The sequence below is a fragment of the Glutamicibacter soli genome (genome assembly GCF_052322135.1).
Lineage (GTDB): Bacteria > Actinomycetota > Actinomycetes > Actinomycetales > Micrococcaceae > Glutamicibacter > Glutamicibacter soli.
Map to the genome: position 1 here is coordinate 925,945 of NZ_CM125969.1, position 15,486 is coordinate 941,430.

Below are 15,486 nucleotides of genomic sequence, written 5' to 3' on the forward strand. Positions count from 1 at the left end.
CTGAACTCATGACGAACACAGCCAAGGCAGAACAGCCGGAAACCCTGAACCACCGCGCATGCGACAAGCACAGCTGGGAAGTCGAATCCCGGCACTGGACTTCCGAAGGCGAGGTGGTCTACACGCAATGCAGCGCTTGCGTTACCCGCCACATGCAGCTGCGGCCAGTTGCGCAGCAATTATCGATGGGCAGCCATGAATTGCGTCTATAACTCGACGGGACGCGCCGGCGCCCCGGCCTGCTAGCGTGTCACGACGTGCGGAATGAAATTCGCGAAGTTGTCGGTGATTGGCCCGTGGCTTTCGCGGATGGCCAGCCCCGAAGGCTCGCCATCGATCATCCAGACGCCCAGCACCGTGCTGACATCCTTGTGCTCGTCCTCGCGGTGGAAGACCGGCGGCAGGGCGAGCTCCTGGAGGATGAACCCTTCCTCGCCGTAGCCCTGTACCTCGCCCAGGGTGAGTTCTCCGTTGGGGCTGTGCAGGGTGATGTCCGCGCCTTCCCGGCTGAGCAGCGGTTTGCGCACGTAGCCCAGGCGTTCCAGATATGACGGCTGCTGGCCCTCGAACCAGGCAGGCAGCAGGTACTGCGAGCGGTCCGGGTCGTTGCCGAAGAGCTTCCACAACACCGGCAGGATGGCCTTGGTGCTCCACAGCATCTTGTAGGGCGGTTCGATCCAGATGGTGCCGCCCTGGTAGGAGGCGCCGTTGAACCCGGAATCAAGCATGTCGTTGAACAGGGCATCGGCGTGCTCGCTGTGGACCATGTGTTCCCACGGGTAGAGCTTGAAGATGACCTGGATAGCCGGTCCGTCTTCCCCGGCGCGGTAGCGCCCTTCGCCGTCTACCCACAGGTTCTCGATATAGATGGTCTCGGTACGGTAGCCGGCCGCGGCGCAGGTGTCGCGCAGCACCAGCGTATTCATCTCATCCTCGTGGGAGGTGTCTTCCGCGCTGCAGGCGAAGTAGACCGTGGGCATGCTACCGATCTTGCGGGTAATCAATTCCAGGTTGCGCTGCCAGGCGACAACGAGGTCCTCGTACATGTTGGTCCACTGGGTGGCGCCGAGGTTGCGGTTGTCCTCGAACCATTGCCACTGCACGAGGGATTCGACCAGTGAGGTCGGGGTGTCGGCATTGAACTCGTAGAGCTTCGGGATGCGCTGGTCTGCTTCCGGATGGTCCAGCCCGCCGAAGCGGAAGTCGAAGCGTCCGTACACCGAGCTGCAGGCAGGCTCCTCGTTCCAGCTGTCGATGATCGCGCGCATGGCGCGGCGGGGAATACCGAATCGTGCAAGGTCGGCGGCGCCTGAGGGGGAGAGCAGGTAGTCCCCGGCCTCCTCCAGCATCGCGAAGACCGATGCCGAGGCGCGGTGCAGGACCTCGATTTCCTTGGGCGACAGCTCGTAGTAGGCGTCATCGCGCCAATAGCGGTAGAGCTCGGGAGACGTGCTCACCCGATCCTCATGGGTGTAGACCAGCCCGGCCGCATTGACCTTGGCAAGGTAGTCCGGGCGGGCGGTAGTCATTTTGCGCTGCATCGTGCTTAGCCTCCCGAAGACCCGCCGCCGAAGCCGCCCGAATGGCCGCTGCCGCTGTTCTGCTTGGAAGTCGAGTTCTGCTTGGAGGGCGAGCCGAATCCGGCCGGCTTGCCGGTAGACGCCGAGTAGCCGTTGCGCACGGTGCCGGAAAGGCCTGCCTTGCTGCGGGCGGCCGCATCATCGGAGCGGAAACGCTGGGTGGACTGCGATGGATCGAGCTTGGTGCCCGGGCGCAGGCCGCCGGCGTAGCGGCCGATCATGAAGAACATCAGCGCGGTGCCGATTCCGGGCCCGTGGTGTTGCGTGGAAGTCTGCTGGGCATCATCGCACTGGGTCTCGTCGACAATGACATTGTCTTCATCCACGCAGTACACCGTGTCCTCTGCGGCCGCAGTGCTGGGGTCTGGGGTGGACTCGAAACCGGAGTCGCTGCCGCAGCTGGTCAACACCAGCGCCGCAGCGGTGGCTACCGCTGGCAAGGTGAATCGTCGTTGGACGTTCAAGATCTAGGTACTTTCTGAAGGGAATAGGATTCCTACAGCCATGCTATCTAGTTCAGGCAGCAGGTCGGTGCAATGACAGCACTTGCCGCCGCGCGCAACTACCGGGACTGCTCACACCGGGCCGCAGCTAGACGCCGACACCTGGAGCCGATAACCGCTGCCTGCGGCCGGGGGATACCCCGTGATTGTTCCAGCAACCAGCCGCCAACGAGGTAACGATTCTGACTCGTTTTCGAGCAATCAAACGCTGTCCTCACGCTCTCCGATAGGCTCTGGTCAACGGGAACTAAGGAGCATGCCTAGTGAGAATCCGTTTTCTTGGCCCGGCCCTGCTGCTCGGCATGAGCGTCGCAATGCTCGCCGGCTGCGCAAGCGGTTCGGGCATTCCCGCCATCCACCAGCAGGCGCAGGAAGAAGACCGTTGGCCCGGCGACCAGGCATTGCTTTCCGACAGCGGCATGGCCGTTGACACGTCCAGGCTGCTGGCCAGCCACAATGACTTGGACTACTACGTCGCCACCTCCGAAGACCAAAAGATGGCATGCCTGTTCAAATTCGAGCACGCTGATCCCAGTGAAGGGGCGATGGGTGGATGCGGCGGGCTGGGCGGAACAGATTTTATCGTCGAATTTTCAACGCCCGAGGGCCACACGGCACTCGTGCGCAATGACGCCGAGATCCGCAATTACGAGTCCAAGGGATGGCAGCAAATCCACGAGAACATCTTCATCAAGGGTCCCTGACCGAACCACAAAGCGGAGCCTGCCACGAAGAATTCGTGGCAGGCTCCGCTTTGTGGTGATCTAGCTGGATGCTACTTCCAGAGGTCGATGATCTGCACACCCGCTTGGCCCAGCAGGGCGCGAAGCGTGGAAACGTCCAGCCCCACAACGTTCTGGAAATTTCCCTCGATTGACTCGATGAAGGAAGCCGCCAGTCCGTCAATGGTGAATGCCCCGGCGCAGGGCAGCGGCTCCCCGCTGGCCACGTAGGCTTCGATCTCCGCCTCGCTGACCGTGGAAAAATGCACCACGGTGGAGGAGATCCGGCCCTGGGCCGCCTCCGGGTTGGCCGTGTCGATGAGCCAGTGGCCCGAGTGCAGGACTCCGGTCGAACCGCTCAGCTGCTGCCAGCGCTCGCGCGCCACCTCGGGAGTGTGCGGTTTGCCGTAGGCCACGCCGTCCAGCTCGAACACCGAATCGCAGCCGAGCACCAGGGTGCCTTCCCGGTGGTCAGCGGCTGCGACATCCTCCGCCTTGGCCTTGGCCAGCAGCAACGCTGTTTGCGCCGGAGTCCGCGGGCCGAGCTCGTCCACTGCGGACTGGAGCACTGCATCCTCATCGACATTCGACACCTGGGTATCGAACGCCAGACCTGCATCGGTGAGCACCTTCTTGCGGCCCCAGGACGCGGAGGCGAGCAGCAAGCGCGCCGGAGTCTCTACGACTTCACTCATACGGTGACATCCTCCTTGGCGCCGGCGGCGCCGCCATGCGGGTTGTTGTTGTCCTCGGCCTCAAGCATGGCGTTCAGCTTGGAGCCTTCCACGTCGACATCCGGCAGGATCTTGTCCAGCCACTTCGGAAGGTACCAGGCTTTGTCGCCGAGCAGGTGCATGAGCGCCGGGATCAGCGTCATGCGCACCACGAAGGCGTCGAAGAGCACACCCACCGCCAGGGCGAAGCCCAGCGGGCGGATCATGGACAGGTGCGAGAACACGAAGCCTGCGAACACCGAGATCATGATCAGCGCGGCGGCTGTGACCACCGGGGCGGCCATGGAGAATCCGGAGCGCACCGCGTCGCGGGCATGCTCGCCATGGGCGAAGCGCTCCCGCATCGCGGAGACCAGGAAGACCTGGTAGTCCATGGCGAGTCCGAACAGGATGCCGGTCAGCAGGATCGGCAGGAAGCTGAGCAGCGGGCCGGGCACGTTCACGTCGAAGACGCTGGCCATCCAGCCGAACTGGTAGACCATGACGCTGGCACCGAAGGCCGCGGCCAGCGACAGCAGGAACCCGCCGGTGGCCAGCACCGGCACCACCACTGAACGGAAGACCAGCAGCAGCAGGATCAGCGACAGGCCCACCACGATGGCCAGGTACGGAACCAGCGCCTCGGTGACCTTCTCCGACACGTCGATCTGGGCGGCCACTTGGCCGGTCAGCGAGATCGTGGCGCCGGTGGCGTCATGGAACTTCGAGTAGTCCGCGCGCAGCTGGTGCACCAGCGCCTCGGTGGCTTCCGAGGATGGGCCGTCGGTCGGGATGACCTGGATCGCTGACAGCGTGCGGTCCTCGGTCATGGTCACGGGGATGGCAGCCACCACTCCGTCGTAGTCGCGCAGCATATCCGCCACGTCCAGCGACATGGTGTCGGCGTCGCGCTGCGACAGTCCTTCCGGCAAGTCCGCGAGGACCAGCAGCGGGCCGTTGTAGCCGGCGCCGAACTTGTCGCTGGTCTGCTCGAAGGCCTGGAAGGCCTGCGAGTCGGCCGGCTCGGCACTGCCGTCCGGCAGCGCGGTGCGCATCTGGGCCGAGGGCAGGGCGATGGCGCCGAGCACCACAACCACCAGCAGGACGGCCGGGATGGCCACCTTGGTCACCGTGCGCACCCAGCGCGAGGAGATCGGTTCCTTGATCGTCGGGTTCTCCGCCTCGACGGCGGCCTTGGCACGGGCCCGCTTGGAGACCAGCCGGTTGCCGGCCAGCGACAGCAGCGCCGGCAGCAAGGTGATGTTCAGCAGCACCGAGCAGAGCACGGTGAACGCGGCCGAGAGGCCCAGCACGCTCAGGAACGGCAAGCCCGGCACGGTCAGCGCAGCCAGCGCGATGATCACGGTCAGGCCGGCGAAGACCACCGCGTTGCCGCTGGTGCCCACGGCGCGCGCGATGGATTCGCCCACGTCCATGCCGCCCAGCAGCTGCGACCGGTGCCGGTGGATGATGAACAACGCGTAGTCGATGCCCACCGCGAGACCCAGCATGAGCGCCAGCGCGGGGGTAATCGAGGCCATGTCGATCAGCGAGGAGAACGCCAAGGTGGTGCCCACGCCGGCGCCGACGCCGAGGATGGCCAGCAGCAGCGGCAGCCCGGCGGCGACCAGCGTGCCCAGCATTGCCAGCAGCACGATCGCGGCAATCACCACGCCGATGACTTCGGCCGCGCCGAAGATCGAGGACATGTCCTGCAGGATCTCCTTGGAGAACAGCACCTCGACGCCGTTGGCCTGCGGGCCGGCGGCGATGGCGGTGATCATGTCTCGTTCGGAGGTGGTCAGCGCATCGGTCTGCACCTTGAAGGTCACCTGCGCGACGGCGGTGCTGCCGTCCTCGGAGACAAAGCGCATGCCATTGCTGGAGTTGACCTGGCGGGAAGCGAACTCAAGCTCGGCCCGGCCTGATTCCAGGTCCTTCTCGGCGGTGGCAATGTCCTTTTCCGCCTGCTCCAGCTCGGCGGTCTTTTCCTTGACGGTCGCTTCGCCTTCTTCAAGCTTGGTCTTGGCCGCGGCCAGCTCGGCCTTGCCTGCCTCGAACTCCGCCTTTTTTTGGTCGAATTCAGCCTGCCCGGCGGCCAGCTGGGACTTGCCTGCACGCAGTTCGGCCCAGCCGCTGTTCAGCTTGGCGCGGTTGGCGGCGAGCTCCGACTTGGCGGCGTCCAGCTGGGACTTCGCTCCGGTCAGTTCGGTCTTGGCGGACACGAGCTTCCCGCGGTTCTTGTCCAGTTCAGCCTGGCCGGTCTTCAGCTCTGCGGCTCCGGCGTCCAGCTGCTTGCGGGCGGCGTCCAGCTTGGCCAAGCCCTCCTGGGCCTTGGCAATGTCGGCAAGTGCCGCATTGGCTTCGGCCTTGCCTTCCTGTACGGCTGCTTCGACCTGCGGACGCTGCTGCTGCATTCCGGCCAGAGTGCCTTCTGCGGTGGCGAGAGCGGTCTTCAGCTCGGTAATTTTCTCAACGTCGCCTGCTAGCTCTGCAGCTGCGAGCTGGTCCTTGAGGACCGGAATTTGCTGTTCAAGCTGGGCGATTCCCGCATTGAATTCAGCGAGCTTCTGATCGGCTTCCTTCAGCCCGGCGGTGGCCTGCGTCTTGCCCTGCGCGAGCTGCGCCTCGACCTTGCTGCGCGGCTGGCCCTGGAGGATTGCCTCCATCCCGGCCTGGTGTTCCTTCTCGCCGGCATCGATCTTGGCCTGGGCGGCGTCGAGCTTCTTCTCTCCGGCCTGGAACTGCTTTAGTCCCTTGTCGTACTGCGAGCGGCCGGCGTTGTACTCCTGCAGGCCCGCGTCGTACTTCTTCTGCCCGGCATCCAGCTGCGCCTGGCCGCTGGTCAGCTGCGCTTCGGCCCGCTCCAGCTCGGCGCGGCCGGTGGCCAGCTGCGCCGCGGCCGCATCGATCTGCGGCTGCCCGGCGGCGATCTGGTCCTGGCCCTTGTTGTACTCGGCCCAGCCGTCGGTGATGTCCTGCTGGGCGTCTGCCAGCTGCTGCTTGCCGTCGGCGATCTGCTTTTTGCCGTCGTCCAGCTTCTTCTGCCCGTCGACCAGCTTCTGCTGCGCCTTGTCCAGCTCAGGCTTTGCATCGTCAAGCTGCTCCTGCAGCTTGAACGGGCTCGTGGCGTCCACCACCTGCGGGTGCAGGCCCAGCTGCTCCAGCGAGTCGGCAATCGACTGCTTCTGCGCTTCGTTCAGCGGCTTGCCCGAGCTTTCGCGGAACACGATGGAGCCCGAGCCGCCGGCGAGATCCGGCAGCTCTTCCTTCATCCGGTCCAGGGTGCGCTGGGTTTCGGTGCCCGGGATGGTGAAGGTGTTGGACAGCTGCCCCATGAAGAGGCTGGCGGAAACGCCGATGAAAATGAACGCGGCGAGCCACATCGCGATCACGCGGTAGTGGTGCCGATGAGCCCACCGGGCGAGGCGGTAAAGCATTGAAGCCATGGGATCAGTCTTCCTGGAGTGGTAGCGCGGCGGTGGTGGGCAGGGCGGCGAATCCCTCGTCGAGGGTTTTCATCGCCTGGGTGATCAGATGGTGGAACTCGGCGACCAGCTCGTCGGAGAGTTCCATGGGGGATCCGTTGGGGCTCGGGAGCCGTTCGATCCATTCATCGAAGGCTGCCTGTCCGGCGCCCAGGATGGCGTGGGTGAACACGCGGATGGAGAAGCTGTCGGCCTGCGGATAACGGCGGGCGACCCGCTGGATGACATCCGTGGTAGCGATCTGCCATTCGTCCATGTTGGCCGGGTAGCAGCCGGTCGGGGAATCTGTCTTGAGATAGGCGCCGAACAAGGCGACCTGGCCCAGGAGCTTGGCGACCTCGTCGGATTTCAGCGCCAGCACGATGGCCTCGATCAGCGGCATCGTGTCGGTCAGCTCGTTGATCGACTCGACCATGGTTTCCAGCACCGCATGCAGCGGGTAGGACAGGATCGCGTCCACCGTGGGGAAGTAGTTGAACAGCGTGCGCCGGGAAATGCCGGCGGCCTCCGCGATCTGCGTGGCGGTGATGCCGGCGCCGTGCCCCTCGTGAAGGAGATCCGATGCGGCGGCGACGATCGCCTGCAGGGTGGCTTGCTTGTTTTTTTCGCGGCGATTGCCGACGCTGAGGGAAGTCACATACTTACACTACGTGCAAAGTTGCACTCTGTGCAAAACAAAAATGAGTGCAACGTGCATTGCGGCACTGATGATTTCGGCTATTCCGTGGTGCGGTTGCCGGTCTGAACTGGATTGGGGGCTCCAGCCATAGCACGGGCTGACAAGCCGGCCAGCCGCTCCAGCGGACCGCGTCCCAGGAAAATGGCCCAGAGGGTGCTTCCGATCAACAGCGCCATCACGGTGAGGGGCAAGGCCGTATCCGACATGAGCATGCCCCCGGGCCCGGCAGCAATAAAATAGCTGACCAGATGGGCGCAGTAGGCGGTCAGCGGCATCGAGCCCATGGCGGCCACGGGCAGAGCTATCCAGCGCAGCGGCGCAGCAACCAGAAGACACAGGCCGAGAACGATGAGGGCGAACCCGCCCGAGCCGATAATTTCCGCAGTGGCGCCGGAGTGCGGTTCTGGGCTGAAAAACGCCAGCCATGCGGAGGTCCCGATTTCTTCGGGGCTGATTGTCTGCGCAAGCTCTGCCCAGCCCATGCCGGAGAAATACGAAGCATCGTAGGAGGAGCTATCGGGCCATTGGTCTGAAGAAAGCCCCGGCTCATCCATGCTTTGCCGCTCGGGGACCTCCTCCGGCGGCACGCAGCTCACGTAGGAACCGGGCTCGCCTTCACAGTACATCCCGCCCAGATCGAGTTTCTCTGCCGGCACATACTCGGGCATTGGCATGCTGGAATCACCGATCAGCTCCTCACCGTCAAAGCTTTCTTCCAAGAATGGCGTGACGGATCCCGGCGCGGGGATGAGGGCTGCACCATAGCCGATGAATGCCAGCACCATTCCAGCGGCCAGGAGCTTGCCGGCCGTGGCTGCTGAGGCAAGTCGGAATTGTCCAATGGCCATCCCCGCAAAGATCAGCGCCAGCCAGGCGGCGGCCGAGTAGATGCCGAAGAACGTCAGCATGACTCCGGGGGCGGAGGGTTCCAAGAGGACGGTCTTCAACACTGCTCGTGTGGCGGGGCCCAGCACAGCGCAAATAACCGACAACACCAATAGTTTGCCTGCGCTCCAACGTAGAAAGGGTATTGCCGCTACGTAAAGCACTCCGTAGATCGTCAAGATCACCGCGATGGGAGTGTTCAGCAATTCTAGGACCAGGCCAATGGCAAAGATGAAGGCGCCTCGACCCAACATGGCAAGCCTGATCTGGGGGAGCTCAGCAGCCGAGGGGCGCGACCTGCCTCCTGTCATGAGGCTGATGGAGATGCCCGCCAGCAGGGCGAAAAGGAGAGAAGACCGGCCGTTGGCCAACGCGCCCCAGGTGCCCGGTGCGAACAAGTCGACTTCTTCGGGCGTATCAAGGTGCGCGACGACCATTCCCAGAATTGCCAAGCCGCGAGCCAGGTCCAATCCCATGACACGTGGGGGCCGTCCAAAATTCTGCAGCCGGGTTCGGAAGCTTGCCTGGGAATGCGCGGGAGCTACCGGATCTTCGCTCTGTTCGATGGTCGTCACAAGCTGAATCTTATAGTCGATTTCGTGTGTGACCTGTAACAATTTGGATACTTTTATTGCCTTGACATCGCTTTGCCATTTCCCGGCAAGAGCTCTGGGGGGGGCTTAACTGAAGTGACCACCAAACCCCGAAGGGTTTGGTGGTCAAACGACGGCGAATATTCGGTAGCTAGGCCTTGGCCGGCTCCAGCTCCTCGGAGGAAGCCTCGTCGTCGAACGGGTTGCCGTTGCGCGGCGCGTTGTACAGATCCAGATCCAGGATGTCCTCGCGCTTGGCGACGATGGTCGGGACCAGTGCCTGCCCGGCGACGTTGACCGCGGTGCGGCCCATGTCCACGATCGGATCCACGGCCAGCAGCAGGCCGACGCCGGCCAGCGGCAGGCCCAGGGTTGACAACGTCAGGGTCAGCATCACGATGGCGCCGGTGGTGCCAGCGGTGGCCGCCGAGCCCAGAACCGAAACCAGGGCGATCAGCAGGTAGTCGGCCAGGGTCAGGTCGATCTGGAAGAACTGGGCCACGAAGATCGCGGAGATCGCCGGGTAGATCGCGGCGCAGCCGTCCATCTTGGTGGTGGCGCCCAGCGGCACGGCGAAGGAAGCGTAGCCCGAGGGCACGCCGAGGTTGCGCTCGGTCACGCGCTGGGTCAGCGGCAGGGTGCCGATCGAGGAGCGTGAGACGAAGCCCAGCTGGACCGCCGGCCAGACGCCGGAGAAGTACTGCTTGATGGACAGGCCGTGCAGGCGGACCAGGACCGGGTAGAGCGCGAAGAGCACCAGGGCCAGGCCGACGTAGATCGCCAGGGTGAACTTGCCCAGGGCGCCGATGGTGTCCCAGCCGTAGGTGGCGACGGCGTTGCCGATCAGGCCCACGGTGCCGATTGGCGCGAGACGGATGATCCACCACAGCACCTTCTGGATGATGGCCAGGATCGATGCGGAGAAGTTCAGGAACGGCTCGGCGGCCTTGCCGACCTTCAGCGCCGCCACGCCCACGGCGATGGCGATCACCAGGATCTGCAGCACGTTGAAGCTGACCGAGGTGCTGGCGACGCCGTCCTCCATCCGGGTGCTGGCGCCCAGGCCCAGGAAGTTCGACGGGATCAACCCAGTGAGGAAGCCCAGCCAGTCGCCGGTCTTGCCGGTGTACTCTTCCGGGGTTCCTTGCCCGGTGTTGGCTCCCGGCTGGAAGACCAGTCCGAGGACCATGCCGATGGTCACGGAGATCAGCGCGGTGATGCCGAACCACAGCAGGGTCTGCCAGGCCAGTCGGGCCGCGTTGGTGACCTTGGAGAGGTTTGCAATCGAGGCGACCACAGCGAAGAAGATCAGCGGTATGACCGCCGTGCGCAGCAGGGCCACGTAGCTTGAGCCAATGATCTGCAGGGCTTCACCCAGACCGTTGGGCTGTTCGGCAGTGCTGCCGGTGTACTTGGCGGCCAGGCCGAGCAGCAGGCCGACAATGAGAGCCGCGATGATCTGCGGCCCAAAGCTTGTCATCCAACGTGGTAGTCGGGAAGAAGGTGCGGTTTTTGACATGTCACACACCGTAGGCCTTAAATTCCCGGGGCGCGCAGTTTCTGTTACGCAACATGACGAATGCGGATTTCCTGTGATTTGTAACGCCCATGGAAAGCGGGATTGAGCCGCGGATCACTGCCAAGTGGGGAATTTCCTGCCGGGATTTCGAAATATGACGGCTGGATTAGACGGCATGAAACGTGAGCGCTACACGCTAAACGCGGGTGGTGGTTGACAACGCGGCGCTCCGGCCAACAGGTCTCCGCTAAGCGGGGAAAGCCTCGCCGCGAACATTGACAGGCAAGTGGATGCTTGCCTATTCTCGTTGCATGGCGGATCTATTCAAGGCTCTGGCAGACAGCACGCGGCGCATCATCATGGACGAACTCGCACAGCGCGATGGCCAGACCCTGTTCGAAATCTGCGGGCGGCTGGCCATGATCCACGAGCTGGCCATGAGCCGGCAGGCCGTCTCGCAGCATCTGGCGGTGCTGGAAGAAGCCGGTCTGGTCATCTCGCGCCGGGAGGGCCGCTATAAGTTGCACCACCTGGATACCGCTCCGCTGCGGGAGATCGCCGAACGGTGGCCGCAAACCCATACCAACGACCAAGGGACGAACCAATGAAGATCTATATCACCAGCGTCTTTGTCGACGACCAAGCCAAGGCGCGCGAGTTCTATACCAAGGTGCTGGGTTTCGTGGTCAAGCACGACATCCCGGTGGGGGAGGACAGCTGGCTGACGCTGACCTCGCCGGACGCGCTCGCCGGTCCCGAGCTGCTGCTGGAGCCCTCCGGCCACCCGGCGGTGGCTCCGTTCCGCGAAGCGCTGGTCAGCGACGGCATCCCATTCACGTCCTTTGCCGTGGAGGATGTCAACGCCGAATACGAGCGAATGCTTGCCCTGGGTGTCGTCTTCACCCAGCCGCCCACGGAAATGGGTCCGGTCACCACCGCGGTCTTCGATGACACCTGCGGCAACCTAATCCAGCTGTCCAACTACAAGGACTGAATTCGCGGCAGTCCGCAAACGGCGACAGGGTTCCCTCGACCGCGTGGTCGAGGGAACCCTGTCGCATTCATATAAGTTTTCCGGCGGCTTCTCAGCCGTCCAGCAGTGCGCGCTTGAGCGTGTCCAGGCCGACCGAACCCAGCTTCAGCGCCCGGGTGTGGAAGGCCCGCACATCGAAGTTTTCGCCCTCGCGGGCGGCCAGCTCATCGCGGATCTGCTCCCACAGGCGCTGCCCGACCTTGTAGCTCGGAGCCTGCCCCGGCCAGCCCAGGTAGCGCGTGAATTCGAAGTCCAGCTGTCCGGGGGAATCGTCGAAGTTGGCGCGCAGGAAGTCGTAGCCCTTCTCCGGGGTCCAGATTCCTTCGCCCCATGCGGCGGGGATCTCCAGCTCGAGATGCACACCGATGTCGAAGACCACGCGGGCCGCGCGCATCCGCTGCGCGCCGAGCATTCCCATGTAGTCTCCCGGGTCGTCCAGGTAGCCCAGCTGCTGCATCAGCCGCTCCGAGTACAGGGCCCAGCCTTCGCCGTGTCCGGAAACCCAGCACAGGTTGCGGCGCCACTTGTTCAGCGTGTCCGCCTGCAGTTGCGCGGTGCCGATCTGCAGGTGGTGGCCCGGAACGCCCTCGTGGTACACCGTGGTGAGTTCGGACCAGGTGGTGAACTCGTCCTCGCCCGGCGGAATGGACCACCACATGCGTCCGGGGCGGGAGAAGTCCTCGGACGGGCCGGTGTAGTAGATGCCGCCGTCCTCGGTCGGGGCGATCATGCACTCGATGCGGTCCATCGGCGCCGGGATGTCGAAGTGTGTTCCGGCCAGGTCCCGGACCGCGGCGTCCGCCTTGGACTGCATCCATTCGCGCAGCGCGTCCTTGCCGGCCAGCTTGCGCTCCGGATCCGCGTTCAGGATCTCCTTGGCCTCCGCGATGGAGGCACCGGGCTTGATCTGCTGCGCCACGCGTTCCTGCTCGGCGATGATCCTGCCCAGCTCCTCGACGCCCCAGGCGTAGGTCTCCTCGAGATCGACTTCGGCGCCCAGGAAATCGCGCGAGGCGAGGGCATACTGCTCGCGTCCCACGGCGTCCTTGGCCGGGGCCGCGGGCAGCAGCTCGTCTTCCAGGACCGAGGCCAGTTTGCGGTAGGCAGCCTTGGATGCGTCGGCGCCGGAGGCCAAGGCTTCGCTCAGCGAGGCGTCCAGCTTGGCGCCGTCAGCCGCCAGCTCGTCGAAGAAGCCGCCGTCCTTGGCGTAGTCCGTCGACTGCTCCATGACGATCTTCACCTGGCGGCGTGCGGCGACCAGCCCCTTGGAAGCAGAGTCGCGCAGGGACTCGATGTAGCCGTCCATGGCGGCCGGCAGATTCGCCAGTCGCCGGGCGATATGCCCGAAGTCCTCGGCCGAGTCCTGCGGCATGAGGTCGAAGATTGCGCGGATCCCCTGGGCCGGGCAGGCGATGTTGTTCAGTTCGGTGCGGCCGGTGGCAATGATCTCCAACTCCAGCCCCAGGCGTTCCTGCATGGCATCGAGGGTGACCTTGTCGACGTCGTCCACGGGCTGCAGCTCTCCGAGCTTGGCCAATGTGTTGCGGGCGGCCTCGGCGTAGCGCCGGGTTCCCTCGGGAGAGTAGTCGCCGTACAGGCTTTCGTATCCGGGCAGTCCCAGTTCCGCCCCGAGGTCCGGGTAGATCCGCAGGGTGTGCTCGAAGTGTTCATCTGCTACGGCGTCGATGGCCGTGGCGGCGCGAGGTGATGTCTCGTTGTTCATGCGGCAAGCCTAGTTGATCTGAAACAGATGTTGAAGAGATGAAGTGAAAATGAATCGACGGTGCCCACCGGCGTCTGAATGGCGCCTCGGAGGAAACGGAGCTATGGTGGTTAACTATTGCCTACCTATCGGTAGGTAGGAATCGAGAATCACCTCGCGTCAACCTTTTTGAGGAGAAGCAGATGCCCACAACCCAGACCGCCGCCAAGGTCGGTGCCTGGTTCGCCATCTCGCTGGCTCTGGTCACCATCTTGGGGCCGGCCGGCACCGATATGTACCTTGCGTCCCTTCCTGACATCGTCGCGGACCTGAAGGGCACTGAATCCATGGGCCAGCTGACCTTGACGGTCTACCTGCTCGCCATGGGTGTCGGGCAGCTGGTCTTCGGCCCGCTCACCGATGCCTTTGGCCGGCGCAAGCCGCTGCTGGCGGCGCTGGTCGCTTTCCTCGCAGCCTCCTTGTGGGCGGCCGGCAGCCCGAGCCTCGAGGTTCTGCTCGGAGCTCGTGCCCTGCAGGGGCTGGCCGCGGCGCTCACCTTGGTGGTGGCGCTGAGCATGGTGCGCGACGCAGCCCAAGGGGTGCGGGCGGCGCAGCTGTTCGCCCTGCTGATGACCATCGAGGGTTTGGTGCCGGTGCTGGCACCGACCGCCGGCGGATTCATCGACCAGCACTTCGGCTGGCGCATGGTGTTTTTGGTGCTGGCCGGCCTGACCGCCATCGCCACCGTGAACACCACCTTCACCATGCCCGAAACCCTTCCCAAATCCTCGCGGATCCAGCTTCGCCCGAGGGAAATCCTGCGCACCTACGCGCGCATCGCCAAGGACCCTGCCTTCCTGCTGCCCACGCTCGGGCTGTCCTTGGTCTTCTTTTTCCTGTTCGGCTACATCGGCGGCGCGCCGTTCGTCTACCAGGGCGAGTTCGGCCTGGACGCAGGGCAGTTCGGGCTGCTCTTCGGCTGCACCGGGCTGGCAGTGATGCTCGGCGCCATTCTCACCGGGCGGATGGTTTCCCGCTGGGGCGCGGCCAAGTTCGCGTTCATCGGCACCGCGCTGGTGCTGGGCGGGGCGGTGCTGGCCTTCGCCCTGCATGCGGCCGGGCTGGGGCTGGGCGGCATCGTGGCTGGCATGTTCCTCTCCCTGTTCGGCCTGGGGGTTGCCGAGTCGACGCTGATGGCGTTGGCCATGGGCTCGCAGGACGTTTCGCTGGGTTCGACCGCCGCCCTGCTCGGCGCGCTGCAGCTGACCATTTCCTCGGCGGCCACCCCGCTGTCCGGCCTCGCGGTCGAAGCCGGGGTTCCTGCCTGGCTGGGATTCCTGATGGCGGGCGCGGCGGCGGCTCTTGTTATTGTGGGTATCAGCGCCAAGCGGGCGCCGGTGCTGACCGATTTGGAAAGCCACTAGGAACCACGAGCACGGATCAAGCGGAGCACTCAGCGCACCATGTCACTTTCCCCCTCGGCCCAGAAGATCTGCGACGTCGCGGTCAAGCACTTCGCCCAGTTCGGCTACGACGCCTCGTCCCTGGCAGCCATCGCCGAGGGGGCGGGCATGCGCAAGCCCTCGCTTTATGCGCACTTCGCCGGCAAGGACGCGTTGTTCCTGCAGGTGCTGGAAACCGCGCTGGACGAGGAGAAAGTGGTGGCCCGCGCGGCCCTGGCCGCAGGGGGCGGGTCTTCGGAGGTTCCGGGAGACGGCTATATCTCCGGGCTCCAGGAGCGCTATGACGGTTCGCCGCACTTCCAATTCCTGCTGCGGACCGTCTACGCGCCGCCGGTGGCCCTGCGCGAGCAGGTCATCGAGAAGTACCGCGGCTACGAGTCCGAGCTTCGGGCGGCCTTTATGGAAGGCCTTGACTCGAACCTCGCGGAGGACCGGGCGATTCTGCTGGCCGAGGCGTTTCTCGGAGTGGTCGACAGCCTGCAGGTCGAGTTGATCTACAACTCCCCGCAGACCTTCGAGGTGCGGCGCGATGCCATGCGCCGGATGCTGGGGACGTTCGCCGCGGCGCTGTGACGCAATATTGCCACCGGCACGAAGCGGCCATGC

Annotated in this window: 14 protein-coding genes; 6 read left to right on the plus strand and 8 right to left on the minus strand. The window is 64.5% G+C overall.

All coding sequences use genetic code 11. The features are described from left to right. Nucleotides 1-8 precede the first annotated feature (8 nt). Nucleotides 9-212 (plus strand): hypothetical protein, encoded by a 204-nt coding sequence (locus tag ACTX90_RS04435; protein WP_443443259.1) that lies wholly within the window; start codon nt 9-11, stop codon nt 210-212. A gap of 30 nt (nt 213-242) precedes the next feature. Here the strand turns inward: ACTX90_RS04435 and ACTX90_RS04440 are convergent, their stop codons facing one another. After that, nucleotides 243-1,529 (minus strand): glutathionylspermidine synthase family protein, encoded by a 1,287-nt coding sequence (locus tag ACTX90_RS04440; protein WP_443443260.1) that lies wholly within the window; start codon nt 1,527-1,529, stop codon nt 243-245. A 17-nt stretch (nt 1,530-1,546) separates the two neighbouring features. Then, a complete protein-coding gene (locus ACTX90_RS04445) occupies nt 1,547-2,044 on the minus strand; it encodes a hypothetical protein (protein ID WP_146955890.1) in 498 nt (165 codons plus the stop codon). A 302-nt stretch (nt 2,045-2,346) separates the two neighbouring features. On the opposite strand from ACTX90_RS04445, the gene ACTX90_RS04450 reads away from it, so the two are divergent. Continuing rightward, a complete protein-coding gene (locus tag ACTX90_RS04450; RefSeq protein ID WP_443443262.1) occupies nt 2,347-2,787 on the plus strand; it encodes a hypothetical protein in 441 nt (146 codons plus the stop codon). Nucleotides 2,788-2,858: 71 nt separating this feature from the next. On the opposite strand, the gene ACTX90_RS04455 is transcribed toward ACTX90_RS04450, so the two are convergent. The 5 genes from ACTX90_RS04455 to ACTX90_RS04475 all read right to left on the minus strand — a co-directional run bounded on the left by ACTX90_RS04455 (nt 2,859) and on the right by ACTX90_RS04475 (nt 10,643). After that, entirely contained in the window at nt 2,859-3,500 is a 642-nt protein-coding gene (locus tag ACTX90_RS04455; protein WP_424678910.1) for a Maf family protein, read from the minus strand. Then, nucleotides 3,497-6,967 carry an MMPL family transporter gene (locus ACTX90_RS04460; protein ID WP_443443264.1) on the minus strand — a complete coding sequence of 1,157 codons (3,471 nt, stop codon included), beginning with the start codon at nt 6,965-6,967 and terminating at the stop codon, nt 3,497-3,499. Before ACTX90_RS04460 ends, ACTX90_RS04455 begins: the two co-directional genes overlap by 4 nt. Nucleotides 6,968-6,971: 4 nt before the next feature. After that, nucleotides 6,972-7,643 (minus strand): TetR family transcriptional regulator, encoded by a 672-nt coding sequence (locus ACTX90_RS04465; RefSeq protein WP_052772276.1) that lies wholly within the window; start codon nt 7,641-7,643, stop codon nt 6,972-6,974. Between the two features lie 80 nt (nt 7,644-7,723). Then, nucleotides 7,724-9,145, minus strand: a complete 1,422-nt coding sequence (locus ACTX90_RS04470) for a heparan-alpha-glucosaminide N-acetyltransferase domain-containing protein (RefSeq protein WP_443443266.1) — start codon at nt 9,143-9,145, stop codon at nt 7,724-7,726. A 169-nt stretch (nt 9,146-9,314) separates the two neighbouring features. Then, on the minus strand, nt 9,315-10,643 hold the full coding sequence (locus ACTX90_RS04475; protein ID WP_443443268.1) for a dicarboxylate/amino acid:cation symporter: 1,329 nt from the start codon (nt 10,641-10,643) through the stop codon (nt 9,315-9,317). A 350-nt stretch (nt 10,644-10,993) separates the two neighbouring features. Here ACTX90_RS04475 and ACTX90_RS04480 point away from each other — a divergent pair, with 350 nt between their 5' ends. Further along, a complete protein-coding gene (locus ACTX90_RS04480) occupies nt 10,994-11,290 on the plus strand; it encodes an ArsR/SmtB family transcription factor (RefSeq protein ID WP_053797552.1) in 297 nt (98 codons plus the stop codon). Beyond that, on the plus strand, nt 11,287-11,676 hold the full coding sequence (locus ACTX90_RS04485) for a VOC family protein (protein WP_053797553.1): 390 nt from the start codon (nt 11,287-11,289) through the stop codon (nt 11,674-11,676). Before ACTX90_RS04480 ends, ACTX90_RS04485 begins: the two co-directional genes overlap by 4 nt. 91 nt (nt 11,677-11,767) lie before the next feature. Here ACTX90_RS04485 and ACTX90_RS04490 read toward each other — a convergent pair whose 3' ends face one another. Continuing rightward, entirely contained in the window at nt 11,768-13,438 is a 1,671-nt protein-coding gene (locus tag ACTX90_RS04490; RefSeq protein ID WP_443443270.1) for a DUF885 domain-containing protein, read from the minus strand. A 182-nt stretch (nt 13,439-13,620) separates the two neighbouring features. Here ACTX90_RS04490 and ACTX90_RS04495 point away from each other — a divergent pair, with 182 nt between their 5' ends. Both ACTX90_RS04495 and ACTX90_RS04500 read left to right on the plus strand, forming a co-directional pair. Beyond that, a complete protein-coding gene (locus tag ACTX90_RS04495; RefSeq protein ID WP_443443272.1) occupies nt 13,621-14,841 on the plus strand; it encodes a multidrug effflux MFS transporter in 1,221 nt (406 codons plus the stop codon). 39 nt (nt 14,842-14,880) lie between these two features. Continuing rightward, complete coding sequence (locus ACTX90_RS04500) at nt 14,881-15,453, plus strand: TetR/AcrR family transcriptional regulator (protein WP_113606735.1); 573 nt, start codon at nt 14,881-14,883, stop codon at nt 15,451-15,453. Nucleotides 15,454-15,486 lie beyond the last annotated feature (33 nt).